Source organism: Mucilaginibacter lappiensis, from assembly GCF_050433765.1.
GTDB classification, from domain to species: domain Bacteria; phylum Bacteroidota; class Bacteroidia; order Sphingobacteriales; family Sphingobacteriaceae; genus Mucilaginibacter; species Mucilaginibacter lappiensis_A.
This window is the reverse complement of sequence record NZ_JBNPWP010000009.1, coordinates 62,152-80,882: the sequence shown is the minus strand read 5'-3', so window position 1 is coordinate 80,882 and position 18,731 is coordinate 62,152. Positions and strand designations below refer to the sequence as shown.

The window sequence follows — 18,731 nt, the reverse complement described above, 5'->3', positions numbered from 1 at the left end:
TCGAATTGTAGTATCAAGTAGTTAGTATCAGGTATCAAGTAGTTAGTATAAAGTATCAAGATGCTTTAAAAAGCTTGCGAAAAGAAATACTACGGTCTTGATACCTGATACTAACTACTTGATACTAAAAAATCTTATTTTTGGGCTTATATTTATGACCGACGACAGCTTTGCCATAAGATTACCCCAGTTTGAAGGTCCGTTTGATCTGCTGCTTTTTTTTATTGAAAGGGACGAACTGGATATTCATGATATACCCATAGCCCGTATTACCGACGATTTTTTAAACTACATACATCAAATGACCAGCCTTAACATGGAGCTGGCCAGTGAGTTTATTTTTGTAGCGGCTACCCTGATGCGTATAAAGGCCAAAATGTTGCTGCCCCGGTATGAAGCAGATGAGGCAGGCGACGAAGCCGATACCAAAGAGAACCTGATCAGGAAACTGATAGAGTATAAGAAATTCAAAGAACTATGTGATGAACTGCGACCTTTTGAAAATGAGCGGTTTAAGCAGGAAAAACGTGGTAACATTAAACATGATCTGGAACAGGTTGAAAAAGTAACATTACCAGGTGAGGAATTATCTGAAATAAGTCTTTATAAATTAATGATGGTTCATGAGCGGGTAATGAAAAATTACCTGAACCGCAGCGAGGAGGTTCACCATACAGTAGTGCAATACCCTTACACTATCGAAAAACAAAAAAAGGCTATTGATGATCTGTTGAAGATCAATAAAATGCTTGATTTCAAAGCCATTGCCGGGCAGTCAGAAAACAAAGTACATTTTGTATACAACTTTTTAGCTGTTTTAGAAATGCTGCAGCAGGAACTGATAGATATACAAATAGGGCTGGGATATAATAACTTCTGGATATCGGCCAGGGAGATTAGCTGAAAGCAGAAAGCCGAAGGCTAAAAGCATTGGTAGGCTGAAAGAGCGCTTTTAGTATTAGGCCATTAGCGTTATGCTTCTTATTTAATATGCAAAGGATCAATCACTAATACAAAAAAGCTTTAAGCTTTTAGCCTTTAGCTTTAGGCTTTTTACTAACTTAGGGCCGTTTTAATAATATATAATGAAAAGAGACAAATTAATTTTTAAGCTACTGGATGAAGAGCAGCAACGCCAGGAAGAAGGCATTGAGCTGATAGCGTCTGAGAATTTTGTAAGCCGTCAGGTTATGGAAGCGGCAGGATCTGTTGCAACCAATAAATATGCCGAAGGTTTACCGGGTAAACGTTATTATGGCGGTTGCCAGGTAGTTGACGAAATTGAGACCATTGCTATTGATAGAGCTAAGCAATTATTCAATGCGGAGTGGGCCAACGTACAACCGCATTCAGGTGCGCAGGCTAATGCCGCAGTTATGCTGGCTTGTTTGCAACCCGGCGATAAAATATTAGGATTTGATCTGTCACATGGTGGCCACTTAACACATGGTTCGCCGGTTAACTTTTCAGGTAAATTATATGAGCCTCACTTTTATGGCGTGGTTAAAGAAACCGGTTTGGTTGATTATAAACAACTGGAAAAGGTTGCACTTCAGGAAAAACCAAAACTGATCATTTGCGGAGCTTCGGCTTACTCGCGCGATTGGGATTACGAATTTATACGCAAAGTAGCTGATAAGGTAGGCGCTTTGGTACTGGCCGATATTGCACACCCGGCCGGGCTTATTGCAAGAGGGTTATTAACTGATCCGCTGCCGCATTGCCATATTGTTACTACTACTACACACAAAACATTACGCGGACCCCGTGGTGGCCTTATTTTATTAGGCAAGGATTTTCCGAATCCTTATGGTATAAAAACCCCTAAGGGCGAGATCAGGATGATGTCGTCATTACTGGATATGGCTGTTTTCCCCGGTACACAGGGCGGCCCGCTTGAGCATATCATAGCTGCTAAAGCCATAGCCTTTGGCGAAGCCTTAAGCGAAAGCTATATGAAGTACGTACTGCAAGTTAAAAAGAATGCCAATGCCATGGCCGAAGCTTTTGTTAAGCGCGGTTATGAGATCATATCAGGAGGTACCGATAATCATTTAATGCTGATTGATCTTCGTAATAAAAATATTACCGGTAAAGCTGCTGAGAATGCTTTGGTAACAGCCGATATCACTGTGAACAAGAACATGGTGCCTTATGATGATAAATCGCCATTTGTAACTTCGGGTATACGTGTAGGTACTGCAGCTATTACTACCCGCGGTATGAAAGAGAAACAAATGGATCATATTGTTGAATTGATAGATGCTGTAATTACCGACCCTGAAAATGAACTTTCTTTAAAAAAGATACGTAAAAAGGTTCACAAGCTGATGTACGACTACCCTTTGTACAGAGAGAACGGCTCGGATTAATAAATGGTTATCAGGCAGGAGGAACATTTAAATACAGAAAAAGAGCGTTTAGCAGCCCTGAGGTCATATCATGTATTAGATACATTGCCCGAAAAGGAGTATGATGCTATTACCCGCCTCACATCTTATATATGTAATGTACCCGGTGCCTTCATCACTTTAATTGATGCTGACAGGCAGTGGCTTAAATCGAAATTTGGCGCCGGCATGGATGAAATTCCACGTGCCGGCGCTTTTTGCAATCATACCATCCTCCATGATGATATCCTGGAAATAGAGGACACCCTGCAGGATGATACTTTTAAGGATAACATTTTTGTTACTACTCAAAATGTACGTTTTTATGCCGGTGCGCCATTAATTGATCCGGACGGGCATCATTTAGGGTCGCTCTGTGTTATTGATACCGTACCCCACCACCTGAGCCCCGAGCAGCGGGATGCCTTACGGACATTGGCCGATGAGGTAATGTCGCACTTTATACTGCGCAAGCAAAAACATGATCTGGAAGAAAGCCTGGCGCTTCACAAGGAGTTCCGTGAACTTTTTGACAGCTCACCCGATATTCATTGTATTTTAGACCGCGATTTTAAAATTGAACGGATCAACCAGTCTGTAAAACCGATTTTAGGTTATAACGCTGATGAGGTGACCGGAAAACCGATATGGGATTTCTTCAGGGAGAAGGAAAGGGATATGTTTCTGAGCCAACTGCAGAATGGTTTAAACGGCGAGGATAAATTTGAATTTGAAACGCCCATTTTTACGCCCGATCATGCTGTTAAATGGTTAAGCTGGGTGGCGAAATTTAAAGATGATAAATGGTTTGCCAGCGGCAGGGATGTAAGCTATCAGAAACAGGTTGTAAAAGAGCTTAAACAATTATCATTAGTAGCCAGCAAAGTTAGTAATGGCGTAGTAATAAGCAACGTTGCCGACGAAGTAGTGTGGACAAACGAGGCATTTGAAAATATTACAGGCTACAGCTTTGCCGATGTTGAAAATAAGCACATTGCGGCCACGCTAAAGGGTAGGCCGGTTGATAAAGCGGCTATTGAAAAATTAGAATCATCCATAAAAAAGAAAGAATCATACGAAGTTGAGCTTTTGATAAACCGAAAGGATGGTACCCCGATATGGATAACCGTTATCAACTCGGTTATCCGGAATAAAGCAGGAGAGATTGATAAATTTATAAGGGTAATTATCGATATCACTTCGCGTAAAAAAATTGAGCAGGACCTTGAAATTTTATCCTTCGCGGCCAGGAAATCGCCAAGTGGCATTTTTATACGCGATTATCAGGGCCGGGTATTATGGATGAACGAGGCGCTTGAACATATTATCGGCTACTCATTTGTTGAGCTGGAAGGGAAGGTTGTGGGCACAATGCTTATTGGTGAAGATACTGATCTTGTGGTGTTTGAAAGCGCTGTAAAAGCGGTTAAAGAAAATAAGCCTTATGAAATTGAAATAAAGATCTATAAAAAAGACGGTACCCCGCGCTGGGTATTTTTGTCCAATAGTCCCCTGTTTAATGAAACGGGCAAGGTTGACCGGCAAATTGGTGTTATGGTTGATATAACCGAACGCAAAAAGAGCCAGGAAGAGCTTACCAAGCTCTCTTTAGTGGCCAGCAGTACAACCAGCGGTGTTGTAATTAATGATAATAATGGTAAGGTTGAGTGGGTAAATAAAGCATTTGAACAAATAACCGGATATACCATAGAAGATGTACGCCATAACCACCTGGGCGATGTACTTAAAGGCGAACTTACTGATGTTGCCAGTATCCAAAAAGCGCGCGAGCTTTCTAAAAATAAACAGTCGTTTGAGGTTGATCTGCTTATTTACCGCAGAGATGGACAGCCTTTGTGGATATCGGTCATTAATTCGGTAATTATTGACAGCCATGGCAATGTCGATAAGTATATTGAAGTAATTATTGATATAACGGCCAAAAAGAAGGCCGAAATTGAACTGATACTCGCTAAGGAAGAGGCATTGCAGTTAAGCCGGGCCAAGGATATGTTTATATCGGTTATGAGCCATGAAATACGTACCCCGCTTAATGCGGTTATCGGCATGTCGCATTTATTGCTCGAGGATAATCCAATGGATTCGCAAAAGGAGAACCTGGGCATTCTTAAGTTTTCGGCAGAAAATTTAATGACACTGATCAATGATGTATTGGATTTTACTAAGATAGAAACCGGGAATATTGAACTGGAAAAGGTAAACGTTGACATGCGCGAGCTTATTCAGAGTATTACCAATTCGATGCGGTATAAAGCCGATGAAAAAAATATTTACCTTAGCGAAAGTATTGATGATGCCGTACCACCAATGGTAATAGGCGACCGTACCAGGTTGTGCCAGATACTACTGAACCTGGTAAGTAATGCGGTTAAATTTACGGAAAAAGGCGGGATCAAAATTGATCTGAAAGTTATTCAGCAAACGGAAAAGGATGTACGTATCCGTTTTTCTGTTACGGACACCGGAATTGGTATAGCCAGCAATAAATTGAGTACCATATTTGAACAGTTTAAGCAGGCCGAAATTGATACAACACGTAAATATGGAGGGACTGGTTTAGGATTGGCCATTAGTAAACGGCTAATTGAGTTGCATGACTCCCGGATAAATGTGGATAGCGTTATAGATCAGGGATCTACTTTTTGGTTCACGATAACTTTCAATAAAACAGATAATTATTTAAGCAGTAATAACAATAATGTGGAAGCAGGACTGAAGATAAATATTTTAGTAGTTGATGATAATCAGATAAACCGGTTATTAATTAACAAGATCCTGAAAAAATGGGGCGCTGATGCTGATTTTGCTGAAAACGGTATTGAGGCTATTAACAAAATAGAAAACAACCGTAATTATAATGTTGTATTAATGGATATCCACATGCCCGAAATGGGAGGGCTCGAGGCTACCCAGATCATACGTTCAAAATCCGAATCGTACTTTCAACAATTGCCCATTATTGCTTTAACAGCATCAATGCTCGGTAACCAAATAGGCGAAATAGGTAATGCCGGTATGAATGATTATATACTGAAGCCGTTTGACCCTAAGTCGCTGTACGATAAACTAAGCAGGTACCAACACCAATAAGATATTTGGGATTTCGGATGTTCGATTTTTCACCATTGTTTGTTTTTAATGGTGTTCAAGAGGTCTTCGACGTTTCGGATTTAGGAATTAGTTTTTTTTAGAATTTAGAATTTTCTTCCCTTACTGCGCATAAGCAATAGTAGCAATACTCAATTTAAGCCCTGGTATTTTTAGCAGCTCAATTCCGCAGGCTTCAAGCGTTGAGCCGGTTGTTACAATATCATCAACCAATAAAACGTGTTTGTTCACTAACCTTTCGGGGTGTTTAACCATAAAAACTTCCTGCATGTTCTCAAACCTTGCAAAACGCGACTTGTGGGTTTGTGTTGCTGTAGCAATAGCACGTTGCAGGTTATCATCTTCAACTACAGCGTTTAATTTTTGCGCCAGGCCATTGGCAAAGCAGGTGCTTTGGTTGTAACCACGCTCTTTTAGCCGGCTTTTGTGCAGGGGTACTGGTATGATCAGGTCTGCAGTATTAAAAATGTGATTTTCCATTAACTGTGTGCCGGCCATATTACCCAGTAAATTACCTATCTGTTGTATTCCCTTATACTTAAAATGGTGCATCAGGCTCTGTACCTTGCCACCTTTGTTAAAATAGTACAGGGCGTATACAGCCTCTACATTAATTTTGCCATAAAACTGCTGGGCCACAATATTATCGGCCTGTAAATGGAAGTTGGTGTAAGGTAAATTGTAACGGCAGTCTGAACAAATGATGTGTTCATTAGCCACAAGACTGGCCCCACATGCCGGGCAAAGTTCAGGAAACAGCAGTGAAACAAAATCGGCCAGATAGCCGCGCAGCATTTTCATGCTATGAATTTAGTGCAGATTTTTTAAACTTCGGCAACCTTTGCTTTTTCTTTAATAGCCAGTTGCCCGCAGGCAGCATCAATATCCTTACCGCGGCTGCGTCGTAAATGCGTGTTAATGCCTTGTTTTTGAAGATAATCAGCAAATGCTTCAACCTTGTCTTCGCCTGCATTAATATAGCTGGCAAAGGCAATAGGGTTATATTCAATAATATTTACTTTGCAGGGCAGGTGTTTACAAAATTTTGCCAGCTCCATAGCATCCTGAATGCTATCATTAACCCCATCAAAAATAATGTATTCGTAAGTTACCGGGTTTTTGGTTTTGGCGTAATAATATTTTAAAGCCTCGGCCAGGGCCTTTAATGAGTTTTGCTCGTTAATAGGCATTATGGTGTTCCGCTTTTCGTCGTTAGCTGCGTGTAATGATAGGGCAAGGTTAAATTTCACCTGGTCATCACCCAGTTTTTTTATCATTTTGGCTATGCCCGCTGTTGATACAGTAATTCTTTTGGGCGACATGTTCAAGCCGTCTTCGGCGGTTATGCGCTCAACAGATTTCATCATATTGGCATAGTTAAGCAGTGGCTCGCCCATGCCCATATATACAATGTTTGATAAAGGTATGCCATAGTTTTCACGGGCCTGCCTGTCAATCAAAACTACCTGGTCATAAATTTCATCGGGATTAAGGTTTCTTTTACGCTCCATATATCCTGTTGCGCAAAACTTACAGGTAAGACTGCACCCCACTTGTGATGATACGCAGGCCGTCATACGGCCCGGTGTTGGAATTAAAACACCCTCAATTAAGTGAGTATCGTGTAAAATAAAAGAATTTTTTATAGTTTTATCAGCACTAACCTGTGATGAATTAATTTTAACGTTGTTAATAACAAAGTTTTCATCAAGTTTAGTGCGCAGTTCTTTTGAAATATTGCTCATTTCGTTGAAAGAGAAGCACGATTTTTTCCAAAGCCACTCATAAACTTGTTTAGCCCTGAAACTTTTTTCCTCCATCCGGATAAAATGCTCCTGCAAGGCTTCCAGACTAAGGCTGCGGATATCTATTTTATCTTTTGCATTATTCACAGTGCAAAAGTACTTAAATTTAAAAAAAATCGTCTTGTTTTAAAGTCATTCTTTTTAAGGATAAAAAAACAATAGCTAAAAGTTAATTGTAATTGTTTTTATGAAGTAATATGAAAAACGTTGTGAGACAGATACTAAGTTAACATATTGAATGAAAAGTTTTAAAGCTGATTACGTTTTTCCTGTTTTTGCCGATCCTGTTAAGAATGGAATAGTTACTATTGATGACCGCGGCAAGATCATCTCCGTTACAGATCATAACAATCCTCCCAATGGTCCTGTTGAGCAGTTAAGTGGCATTATTTGCCCGGGATTTGTAAATACACATTGCCATATTGAATTGTCACATCTTAAAGATAAGATACAACCCGGCAACGGATTGGTGAATTTTGTAAAAGACGTACAGGGTTTCAGAAAAGCCGATGATAAACAAGTACTGGATGCTATTCAAAAAGCCGATGCCGAAATGTACACGAATGGTATTGTGGCAGTTGGCGATATTTCAAACAGTAATTTGAGTATCCCGGTTAAGGCAGCCAGCAAGTTATATTATCATACTTTTGTTGAAACCTTTGGATTTTTACCTCAAAATGCAGAGGAAACTTTCAATAAGGCCATGGAATTGCTGAATGAATTTAAACCGCAATCCTGTTCTATTACACCTCATGCACCTTATTCGGTGTCAAAAGAATTATTTAAGTTGATCAGGAAACATAGCGATTCAGGTCAAAATCTGATCAGTATCCATAATCAGGAGTGCGAGGACGAAAACAAGTTTTACCGTTATAAGTTAGGCGGCTTTATTGGGCTATATGAGCATTTTGGTATTGATATCGGTCACTTTAAGCCACAGGCCCGCAACTCCTTACAATCCATTATTCCACTACTAACCAATAAACAACAGGTTTTGCTGGTGCATAATACCTGTACCAATTTAAAAGACATTTACTTTATAAAACGTTTTGATCGTAAAATAAACTGGTGCTTTTGCCCTAATGCTAATTTATATATCGAAAACCGTCTTCCTAAAATACAACTCTTCATTGATCAGGGCTTTAATATTACGCTGGGTACCGATAGCCTGGCATCAAACAGCAGTCTGTGTATATTGAGCGAAATGCGCACCATTCAAAAAAAGTTCCCTGCAATCAGTACTGAAAAACTAATTGAATGGGGTACTTTAAATGGTGCCAAATTTTTAGGTATCGACGACGAAAAGGGTACACTTGAACCGGGCAAAGTGCCGGGACTTAACCTCATTACTGGTTTAGACGGATTAAAAATAACTCCTGAGAGTAAGGTTAAAAGATTGGCATAATTTGAAAAGTAACCGGGCATGCGGGCGATAAATCAAAATTTTCAAATCACCAAATTTTCAAATTAAAAATGATCAAACATCTCGATATCACTGTAAAGGGTAAAGTTCAGGGCGTTTTTTACCGTAAAGCGACCAAGGCGGTGGCCGACCAGTTGGGCGTGCGGGGTTTTGTTAAAAATGAGCCCAACGGCGATGTTTTTATAGCAGCAGAAGCTGATAATACCACACTTGAAATGTTTATGGATTGGTGTAACGAGGGCCCGCAAGATGCCGAAGTAAGTTCTGTTGAAACCCATGAGGGCGAATTAAAAAACTATCGTAATTTTGAGGTCGTAAAAAAGAGCCTGTAATTTAACAGCTTATTATTTTAATTACCCTATACATCAACATTGTCTACCGCTAAAAAATTTGCAGGTCAAACTGCCATATATGGTTTAAGTACTATTGTATCAAAAGTACTTAGTTTTATTTTAACGCCAATTTATACAAGTGCATATCAACCAAAGGTATATGGTATATTCACTACGATGTTTAGCTGGGTGTCGCTGCTTAACCCCCTGCTGGCATTTGGTATGGAAACCACTTTTTTCAGGTACGTTAATAAAAGGGACGATCAAAAACAGGCTGTTTATGACAATGCTTTTGCTACCGTTTTAACTTTATCGGTAGTTTTTTTACTTATTGTTTTCCCGCTAATTAATAACGTAGCAACCTCTATTAGTATTGGTAACAGTAACACCCACGCAGATTATGTTTTGTATGTAAAATACTTTGTTGCGGTTTTAGTACTTGATGCTATCAGCGCAATTCCATTTGCTAAAATACGTGCCGATGGGCGCCCGGCCCGTTATGGTATTATCAAGTTTATTAACGTGGTTATTTTTGTAGGCAGTAACCTGGTTTTTATTTATGTACTGCCGTTTATGATCAAACATAACTTTGCCGGTGCCGATTTTATCAGATCGTGGTTCAGGCCAGGTTGGGTGGGTTATGTGTTCATGTCAAACTTTATTTCAAGTGCCGCAACGTTACTATTTATATTACCCGAACTGCTCAAATTCAGGTTCAAATTTAACTGGGTATTATTAAAAGATATGCTGTTGTACAGTTGGCCAATAATGATAGCCAACATATCCTATGCACTTAACGAAAACGTTGATAAACTACTGCTGGGTAAACTGTTGCCTGCCAAAGAGAGCGCGAATGCGGTAGGTATATATTCGGGCTGTGCTAAAATTTCGCTGTTCCTCAGCATATTCGTTCAGGCTTTCAGGTTAGGGGCCGAGCCGTTCTTCTTTAATCACTCAAAAAATAAAAATGCCAAGCAAACCTATGCCCGTATTATGGATTATTTTGTCATAGCGGTTTGCATCATATTTGTAGCATTGATAGCCAATATTGAACTGCTTAAATATTTTGTAAATAATCATAATTATTGGGTAGGGTTGGGCGTTGTACCACCATTGGTATTTGGTTATGTTAGTTTAGGCATATATATGAATTTATCGGTATGGTACCGCCTGTCTGATCAAACCCGGTATGGGCTGTATATTTCTGGTATTGGCGCGGTGCTTACTTTAATACTAAACTTTATATTTATACCCAAATACAGTTATATGGCTTCGGCCTGGATCTCGTTAGCAGCTTATGCAACCATGATGGTATTATCATATTTATGGGGGCAAAAAAACTATCCCATTCCTTATAATCTTAAAAAGAACCTCGCTTATATCATTGCATCAATAGTGTTGGTGTTTGTATCATTTACAGTATTTAAACGAAACATATTTGCAGGTAACGGTCTTTTGCTGTTATTTGCATTTACCGCTTTTTATTTTGAGCGCAAAGAATTAAAAATTATATTTAGTAAACGATGACCATCAGGATAATTAACCGATCAAAAAATAGTTTACCTGCTTATGAAACGGCACATGCCGCCGGTATGGATCTGCGGGCCAATACAGATGAAACTATATTGCTTAAGCCAATGGAGCGTAAATTGATCCCTACCGGTTTGCATATAGAACTGCCCGAAGGTTTTGAAGCCCAGATACGCCCGCGCAGTGGTTTGGCGTTTAAACATGGTATAGGTATTGTTAACTCGCCGGGAACCATTGATGCCGATTATCGCGGGGAAATCAAAGTATTGCTCATTAATTTTTCGGCCGATGTGTTTGAGATCAATACAGGCGACCGCATTGCCCAGATGGTGATTGCCCGGCACGAAAAAGTGATCTGGGATGATGTGCAGATACTAAATGAAACTAACCGGGGCGAAGGCGGATTTGGCCATACCGGAGTTGGTTCGAAATAGAATCAGGAGGGTAGAATCAAGAGATAAGAGCCAGGATACAGAGCAAGGACAAAAGACAATAGGAATAAAGAGGAAATGGTTGAGGCCGGATAAGAACATGAAGCATCAGGAATTAAGATATGGCAAACAGAATAATAAAACAAGTATCCATTATTTGATGGCGGTCTTGTTTCTTGTTTCTTGTCTCTTAACTCTGAAAGCCAGTGCCCAAAAGCCGGCATCCAAGTCCATGAATGCGCTTGACAGCACAATGGTTAGGCAGCTTTTCTTCTCGGCACTGCACGAAAAAACCATCGATAATACAAAGCTGGCTACTGAAATGTTTGAGCGGATATTGCAAACAGATCCTGCAAATGATGCTTCCCTGTATGAATTGGCCAATCTTAGAAAGCGGCAAAATAATTACGCAGGTGCCCAACCACTGCTGGAAAAAGCCGTATCAATTAGTCCTGATAACGAATGGTATTGGGTAGCGCTTGCCGATAGTTATGAAAAAAGTAACAGCATCAATAAACTTGAAAACGTATTTAATCAACTGATCAGGATCAACCCCGATAAACCTGATTATTATTTTGATAAGGCTAATGCTTACCTTCTTTTAAAAAGATATGACGATGCCCTTAAAGTGTACAATCAGCTGGAGCAGCTTACCGGGCCAAGCGATGATATTTTGGCCAGTCGTCAAAAAATTTATCTGAAACAGGGCAAGATTGATCAGGCTGCTGCCGAACTTGAAAAAGCTATAGCCGATAACCCGGATCAGATACGCTACTATTTATTGTTATCCGAAATTTATAATTCGAACGGTTTAAATGACAAAGCCTTGAAGGTTTTACAGCAAGCCGAAAAACTGAATAGCAATAGTGGCATGGTGCACCTTGCCCTTGCCGATATTTACAGGGATAAAAAAGATAAAGACGCCAGTTTTAACCAGCTGATCCTGGCATTCTCAAACCCGGATATCAGTATAGATCAAAAAATAAGGATCATTGCAGGTTACTTTCCCAAATTCCCTGAACCTAATGCTAAAGCCAGCGCACTTGAGCTTAGCCGCATATTAACAGTTACCCACCCCGCCGACGCCAAAGCCTATGCCATTTACGGCGATATGCTGTTGCAGAATGTAAAGAATAAAGAAGCAAGGCAGGCGTACAAAAAATCAATTGAACTTAATGAGCAGGTATATGCGGTACATGAGCAGCTGGTGCGTATTGAGCTAAGCGAAAACGATATGGACGCCACTATTAAGGATGGCGAAAATGCCCTTTCATTGTTCCCCAACCAGGGTTGGATGAATTATATGGTAAGCGTAGCATGGGCGCAAAAAAAAGATTTTAAAAAAGCTTTGACCTATGTTAAAAATGCAACTTCATTAGAAATTCAGGATAAGGATTTACTTTCGTTAAGCTTTTCATTAATGGGAGATTGTTACCATGATCTTAAAGACAATAAAAGCTCAGATGAAGCTTATGATAAGGCATTAAGCTATAATCCGGATAATGCGTTTACGTTAAACAATTATGCCTATTATTTATCGTTAAGGAATGAGGCTTTAGATAAGGCTGCGCAAATGTCGGCCCGTTCTAATGAACTGCAACCTAACACGGCATCGTTCGAGGATACTTATGCCTGGGTATTATTTAAGCAAAAAAAATATACCGAGGCAAGGGTATGGATGGAGAAGGCATTGGCACACGATAAGGACAATAGTTCGGCCAAATATGAACATTATGGCGATATTCTGTTTTACCTGGGTAACACGGATGATGCTGTACAAAATTGGAAAAAAGCCAAAGACCACGGTAATCAGTCGCCGGTATTAGAGCGTAAAATAAATGAAAAAAAATATATTGAATAAGCTGCTCATTGTTTGCTGCCTGCTGACAATGATAAGTTGTAAAGCACGTAAGCACGTAATAGTAAGCCGCAAGGCCGACTCGACTGCAAAACCGCTTGATAATGTGAGTAGTAAGCTGGATGCTATAAAGGCAAAACAGGTAAGCTTCAATACATTTGCCGGCAGAGCCAAAACCAAGCTTGATATTAATGGCAACAGCAATGATGTTACCTTAAACATACGCATTCAACGGGATAAAAAGATATGGGTTTCCATTACCGCTATTTTGGGCGTTGAAGCAGCACGTGCACTCATTACGCCCGATAGTATTTTACTTATAAACCGCTTGCAGGGTGTATATTTAAGAAAACCATTTAGCTACGTGTATAAGTACGCCAGCAACCAGGTTAATTATAAAACGCTCGAATCATTATTGATAGGTAACGCGATACCCGAGTTATTGAATGAGAAAGCAGATGTTGTGAATGCAGACGGGAATACTACATTAAGCGGTAGTCTCCAGGACCTGTTGTATAAATTGATTGTGGGTGCCGATTTAAAGGTTACGCAAACGAATTTATCCAATCAAAATGAGGGTCAGTCGTTACAGGTAGTTAACAATACCTTTATACAGGCTACCAATAGGATTATGCCATCAGAAATAGATATAGCATCAGTAGTAAAAGATAAAAAAATACAGGTTAATTTGCATTATACAAAAGCCGACTATGATGTACAGCAGGAATATCCGTTTAGTATCCCTGCCAGTTACGAGGCGGCCAAATAATTAATTATTTTTGTTTGATGAAATTTTTAAAAGTAGTATTATTTATAATAGCAGTATTTATAACGGTTGATGTACATGCACAAAGCAGTGCCGAATTAAAACGGAGACGTGACCGGCTATCAGACGAGCTGGAGCAGCTAAATAGAGATTACCAGGAAACTGCCAATAATAAAAGAGCTACTTTAAAACAATTAAGTTTGTTAAAAGCCCAGATAAACCTGAGGGAAGAAAAAATAAATATTATTAATTCTGAAGTAAGAAATTTAGATAACCAGATCTCTGAGAGCAATAATACCGTACATAGTTTACAAACACAGCTTGACCAGCTAAAAAAAGAATATGCAGCCATGGTGCTTTTTGCTTACCGCAATAAAAGCGCTTATAATAAGTTGATGTTTATTTTTGCTTCGAAAGATTTTAACCAGGCCTATAAACGTTTAAAATATTTACAGCAGTTTGGTACTTACCGCGAGCGGCAGGCGGGTTACATACAGGGAACACAAAAGGAACTGCATGTAAAAATAAATGAGCTTGATAGAAGCAAGCAGGAAAAAAGCACTTTGCTGGCTGATCAGCAAAAAGAAAAGGAAACCCTGGGTAAAGAGAAAAATAACCAAGTAAAAGTAGTGAGCGATTTGTCGCAGCACCAGGGCCAGCTAAAACAGCAGCAGCGCGATGTGCAGGCAAAAATTGCTAAAACAAACAGGGAGATAGGTGCAGCCATTCGCAGGGAAATTGAAGAAGCAAGGCGCAAGGCCGAAGAAGAAGCGAGGGAAGCCGCAAGGATAGCAGCAGCAAAGGCTAAAGCCGAAAACAAGACGCCGCCGCCTGTGGCAGCTAAGCCGGCAGTACGCAGTACCTCAAGTATACTGAATGCTACCCCTGAAGCAGCTAAACTATCAAACGACTTTTTGGGTAACCGGGGCCGTTTGCCATGGCCGGTTGCTAACGGTGGTATAACCCAGGGATTTGGTGTTTACACTACCCCTGAGGGTATTAGGAGTGAAAGTACAGGTGTTGATATCAGAACCAATCAGGGTAGTTCAGTTAGGGCTGTATTTGATGGGGATGTGATTAAAGTGGTTGATGTAAGCGGTACCTACCTGGTCATGATCAGGCATGGGGAGTATTTTACGGTATACGCCAATTTACGGTCGGTTAGTGTGGCAAGGGGGCAAAAAGTTAGTACAAAACAGTCATTAGGTACGGTTGCAACTGATCCTTCAACCGGCGAAACTGCAGCTCACTTTGAAATATACAAAGGGGTATCGGCAGTGAACCCTAAAATATGGTTGGCACCTAACTAATTAGTTATGAACTTTATGAAATTTTAATTGTATATATTTGTAACCTTAAAAAAAATGCTATGTTAAGTTCAGTTTTTTTATTTTTAAATATTGGTACAGGGGAGATGGTACTGATACTTTTTGCAGCATTAATGCTTTTCGGCGGCGAAAAGCTGCCCGATCTTGCTCGTGGTTTAGGTAAAGGCATTCGTGATTTTAAAGATGCATCTGAGGATGTTAAGCGTGAGATCAACAACCAGATCAATAATTACGAGGACAAAAAGACCGAAACCCAGGTAAAAGAAACTCCGCTGATTGAAAATACAGTTGAACATGAAACGCCGGTTATTGAAGAAGGTACGGTTGAGCATGAAACTACGCTTACCGAAGAAGGTACACCTGAATATACCACTCCTTATGCACAAAATAAAGTTCCAAATACAATTCCGGTATCAGATCCTTACGCAAGTAATGAAAGTGAACCGGCAGCTGAAACGCATATCGATCTGACCAAAAAAACTACAGAACCGGTTAAAAAAGAACAAGAAGAATACAAATCATAATAATATTTACATAACATAAAACTTAAAAATCATGGGTGGATTAGGCGCACCAGAAATTATTCTGATCATCATTGCAATACTTTTATTGTTTGGCGGTAAAAAAATACCCGAACTAATGAGAGGTTTAGGAAAAGGCGTTAAAGAGTTTAAAGACGCGCAAAGCGGAGAAAACAATACAACAACCGAAGAAAAGCCAAAGGTTTAGTTTTAAGTATCAGGTAATTAGTATCAAGTATCAAGATTTTTGAAAGCTTCTAAAAATAGATTTAGCTGTCTTGATTTTTGATACTAATTACTTGATACTCCTTTATGATGAATTATTTCGTATTTCAACAGATAAGTTTTTTATTTTAGCCCCATGGCTAAATTTTATTCCTCTTTAAGTGAAATAAGGAGCGGGTTGCAACGTGCGGAAATTACAGTAGAAGGACTGGTAAAAGGTTACCTTGATCAAATTAAAAAAAATGCTCATTTAAATGCTTTTAATGAGGTATTTGAACAGGAAGCACTGATCAACGCAAAAAATGTTGACAACCGCATAAAAAATGGTACCGCCGGTAAACTGGCCGGTATGGTTATCGCCATAAAAGATAATATCTGCTATAAAGGGCATAAGATAAGTGCCTCATCAAAAATATTAAAAGATTTCACTTCAATTTATTCTTCAACCATTGTTGAACGCCTGTTGGCTCAGGATGTGGTTATTATTGGCCGTTGTAATTGCGATGAGTTTGCCATGGGCGGTGCCAACGAAACCTCATTTTATGGTCCGGTAAAAAATTATGCCGATGAAACAAGGGTTTCGGGTGGTTCTTCGGGTGGCTCGGCCGTTGCTGTGCAAGCCGGTATGTGCCATGCCGCTATTGGTACAGATACAGGCGGCTCAGTAAGGCAACCTGCCTCATTTTGTGGGGTAATAGGGCTAAAGCCTACTTATGGCCGTATTTCAAGGCATGGTATTATTGCTTTTGCATCATCATTTGACCAGGTTGGTCCAATTACACGGTCGGTTGAGGATGCCGCCCTGCTGTTGGAAATAATGGCCGGTCCGGATGAGTATGACAGCACCCTGGCTCAAAAAGAAGTACCGGCATTTTCAAGCCATATAGAAAAGCCCGGCAAAAAAAAGATCGCTTATTTACAGGAAGCCCTTTCAAGCCCGGGTGTTGATGTAGAAATAAAAGATACACTGGTAAAATATATTGATAAGCTGCGTGCCGACGGGCATACCGTAAAGCCCATTGCGTTTGATCAACTGGATTACCTGGTGCCGGCCTATTATATTTTGGCCATGGCCGAGGCGTCATCAAACCTGGCCCGGTTTGATGGGGTACATTATGGTTACCGCAGCCCATCGGCTGAGGATTTGCAGTCAACCTATAAACGCTCGCGTTCCGAGGGGTTTGGCAAGGAAGTAAAACGCCGCATCATGCTGGGCACATTTGTACTTAGCGCCGGCTATTATGATGCTTATTATGCCAAAGCCCAAAAAGTACGCAGGCTGATAAGGGAAAAAACTGATCAGATACTGAATGAATATGATTTTATACTGATACCAACCGCACCCGAACCGGCATTTGCCTTAGGTACCCAGGAAAAAGATCCGATTGTAATGTATCTTTCGGATATCTTTACCGTACAAGCATCACTAACCGGAGTACCTGCTATTTCACTGCCTGCCGGCAATAATAGCAAAGGATTACCGTTAGGTTTACAATTACTTACTAAACATTTTAACGAACAGGAACTATTGAATTTTTCCAAATACTTCCTTGAATTGTAAAAAAATTGATATTTTAGTAAAATAACGGATGCTGGCAGCATCTTTAGTTAATTAAATCCCTAAAGAATGAAGAGATTATTTACGCTTACCATCTGCCTTTTATTACTGCAAATTGTTCATGCTAACCCTTTTTCTTCTGCAAACTCAAACTTTCATAGGCTAATTAATTACCGCGATACCATCGTGCTTCCGGTTATTAATACGCCCGCGCCACTGGTTGGCATGCAAAGAGGTATTTATGAGCGCCGCTTAGATTCTATCCACAAAGATATCCCGCTTGATTATAACGAATACGTACAGAGTTATATTGACCTGTACATGCATAACCGCGATGAGATGGGGCAGGTTGTAGGACTTTCCAAGTACTATTTTCCTATTTATGAAAAAGCTTTCCGCGATGCCGGCATCCCCGAAGAGATAAAATATTTGTCGATAGTTGAATCAAAGCTTGATCCCAATGCGGTATCAAGAGTTGGGGCAACCGGACTATGGCAGTTCATGTATACTACAGGTAAATTGTATGGGTTAAATATTGATAGTTATATTGATGAGCGTCGTGACCCCATACAGGCCAGCTATGCTGCTGCTGCCTATTTAAAAGATGCCTACCAGGAATTTGGCGATTGGCTACTGGCCATAGCATCCTACAATTGCGGCAAAAGTAATGTAGAACGCGCCGTTGCGAAGGCCGGAGCCAATGATTTTTGGAGTATACGCCAATATTTACCTTCAGAAACCAGGGGGTATGTACCGGCCTTTATTGCCATGAACTATGTAATGAGTTATTATAACAAGCATAACATTGTTGCACAAGCCTGTAATTTTTCTACCAAGACCGACACTGTCATGGTAAAAAAACATGTTACGTTAAGCAATATATCACAGGCTTTAAAAATAAACATTAGTGAGCTGGCTATACTGAACCCGGCCTACCGAAGATTAATAGTGAATGGTACAGCTGCCGCGCCGCGCAGGCTGATTTTACCGCAAACCGCCAAAGAGAATTATGCCGCCTTATATAATGTACTAAATGGCACAGGCGAAGCCGGGTCGCCGGAGCCAAAGGTAACTTATGCCTCATACACCGAAAGTAAACCTGAGCGCAGGATGCCAACTCACCATAAAGTTAGAAGAGGTGAAACGCTGGCCGCCATTGCCGATAAATATGGTGTTGAAGTACAGGATCTGAAAGTTTGGAACCATCTGAAAAGCAATAAAGCCCCGGTTGGGCAAACCATTAAAGTAACTTCGGGCGAAGAAGTATCAACAAGTGCATCTGTTAGCCAAAGAACGAAGAAGGCTTTGTAAATATTAAAAGGGTTAATATCCTGAATATGAAGAGCCCGGTTTTGATTTGTTTCAAAGCCGGGCTTTTTTATGCAGCTTACCTTAAAAAGAATTGTAATTTTGGGTGCTTGATTTTTATTATAAG

The 18,731-nt window shown here is 40.1% G+C and carries 16 protein-coding genes; 14 read left to right on the top strand and 2 right to left on the bottom strand.

The features are described 5' to 3' along the window. Window positions 1-154 precede the first annotated feature (154 nt). From M2273_RS23200 to M2273_RS23190, 3 genes are all read left to right on the top strand, one after another. Complete coding sequence (locus M2273_RS23200; RefSeq protein WP_429400167.1) at window positions 155-904, top strand: segregation and condensation protein A; 750 nt, start codon at window positions 155-157, stop codon at window positions 902-904. 181 nt (window positions 905-1,085) lie between these two features. Then, entirely contained in the window at window positions 1,086-2,372 is a 1,287-nt protein-coding gene (glyA, locus tag M2273_RS23195; RefSeq protein ID WP_429400166.1) for a serine hydroxymethyltransferase, read from the top strand. Window positions 2,373-2,375: 3 nt separating this feature from the next. Next, window positions 2,376-5,501, top strand: coding sequence for a PAS domain S-box protein (locus M2273_RS23190; RefSeq protein WP_429400165.1), 3,126 nt, complete (start codon window positions 2,376-2,378; stop codon window positions 5,499-5,501). A 120-nt stretch (window positions 5,502-5,621) separates the two neighbouring features. Here M2273_RS23190 and M2273_RS23185 read toward each other — a convergent pair whose 3' ends face one another. Then, on the bottom strand, window positions 5,622-6,320 hold the full coding sequence (locus M2273_RS23185; protein WP_429400164.1) for a ComF family protein: 699 nt from the start codon (window positions 6,318-6,320) through the stop codon (window positions 5,622-5,624). Between the two features lie 23 nt (window positions 6,321-6,343). Then, complete coding sequence (rlmN, locus tag M2273_RS23180; RefSeq protein WP_429400163.1) at window positions 6,344-7,411, bottom strand: 23S rRNA (adenine(2503)-C(2))-methyltransferase RlmN; 1,068 nt, start codon at window positions 7,409-7,411, stop codon at window positions 6,344-6,346. 151 nt (window positions 7,412-7,562) lie between these two features. On the opposite strand from rlmN, the gene M2273_RS23175 reads away from it, so the two are divergent. The 11 genes from M2273_RS23175 to M2273_RS23125 all read left to right on the top strand — a co-directional run bounded on the left by M2273_RS23175 (window position 7,563) and on the right by M2273_RS23125 (window position 18,607). After that, window positions 7,563-8,729 (top strand): amidohydrolase family protein, encoded by a 1,167-nt coding sequence (locus M2273_RS23175; RefSeq protein ID WP_429400162.1) that lies wholly within the window; start codon window positions 7,563-7,565, stop codon window positions 8,727-8,729. A gap of 68 nt (window positions 8,730-8,797) precedes the next feature. Further along, the gene (locus tag M2273_RS23170; RefSeq protein WP_429400161.1) at window positions 8,798-9,079 is read left to right on the top strand and encodes an acylphosphatase; all 282 of its coding nucleotides are present in this window, start codon (window positions 8,798-8,800) and stop codon (window positions 9,077-9,079) included. A gap of 39 nt (window positions 9,080-9,118) precedes the next feature. Then, on the top strand, window positions 9,119-10,606 hold the full coding sequence (locus tag M2273_RS23165) for a lipopolysaccharide biosynthesis protein (RefSeq protein WP_429400160.1): 1,488 nt from the start codon (window positions 9,119-9,121) through the stop codon (window positions 10,604-10,606). Beyond that, entirely contained in the window at window positions 10,603-11,043 is a 441-nt protein-coding gene (gene dut, locus M2273_RS23160) for a dUTP diphosphatase (RefSeq protein ID WP_429400159.1), read from the top strand. The genes M2273_RS23165 and dut overlap by 4 nt, the downstream gene beginning before the upstream one ends. A gap of 97 nt (window positions 11,044-11,140) precedes the next feature. Further along, window positions 11,141-12,901, top strand: a complete 1,761-nt coding sequence (locus tag M2273_RS23155; protein ID WP_429400158.1) for a tetratricopeptide repeat protein — start codon at window positions 11,141-11,143, stop codon at window positions 12,899-12,901. Then, window positions 12,879-13,667 (top strand): DUF4292 domain-containing protein, encoded by a 789-nt coding sequence (locus M2273_RS23150; protein ID WP_429400157.1) that lies wholly within the window; start codon window positions 12,879-12,881, stop codon window positions 13,665-13,667. The genes M2273_RS23155 and M2273_RS23150 overlap by 23 nt, the downstream gene beginning before the upstream one ends. A gap of 17 nt (window positions 13,668-13,684) precedes the next feature. Beyond that, window positions 13,685-14,974 (top strand): murein hydrolase activator EnvC family protein, encoded by a 1,290-nt coding sequence (locus M2273_RS23145; RefSeq protein WP_429400156.1) that lies wholly within the window; start codon window positions 13,685-13,687, stop codon window positions 14,972-14,974. Window positions 14,975-15,033: 59 nt separating this feature from the next. Next, window positions 15,034-15,516 (top strand): Sec-independent protein translocase subunit TatA/TatB, encoded by a 483-nt coding sequence (locus M2273_RS23140; RefSeq protein ID WP_429400155.1) that lies wholly within the window; start codon window positions 15,034-15,036, stop codon window positions 15,514-15,516. Between the two features lie 31 nt (window positions 15,517-15,547). Next, window positions 15,548-15,721, top strand: coding sequence for a Sec-independent protein translocase subunit TatA/TatB (locus M2273_RS23135; RefSeq protein WP_429400154.1), 174 nt, complete (start codon window positions 15,548-15,550; stop codon window positions 15,719-15,721). A 153-nt stretch (window positions 15,722-15,874) separates the two neighbouring features. Further along, on the top strand, window positions 15,875-17,299 hold the full coding sequence (gatA, locus tag M2273_RS23130) for an Asp-tRNA(Asn)/Glu-tRNA(Gln) amidotransferase subunit GatA (RefSeq protein ID WP_429400153.1): 1,425 nt from the start codon (window positions 15,875-15,877) through the stop codon (window positions 17,297-17,299). Window positions 17,300-17,365: 66 nt separating this feature from the next. Continuing rightward, window positions 17,366-18,607 carry a transglycosylase SLT domain-containing protein gene (locus M2273_RS23125; protein ID WP_429400152.1) on the top strand — a complete coding sequence of 414 codons (1,242 nt, stop codon included), beginning with the start codon at window positions 17,366-17,368 and terminating at the stop codon, window positions 18,605-18,607. The last annotated feature ends 124 nt before the right edge of the window (window positions 18,608-18,731 follow it).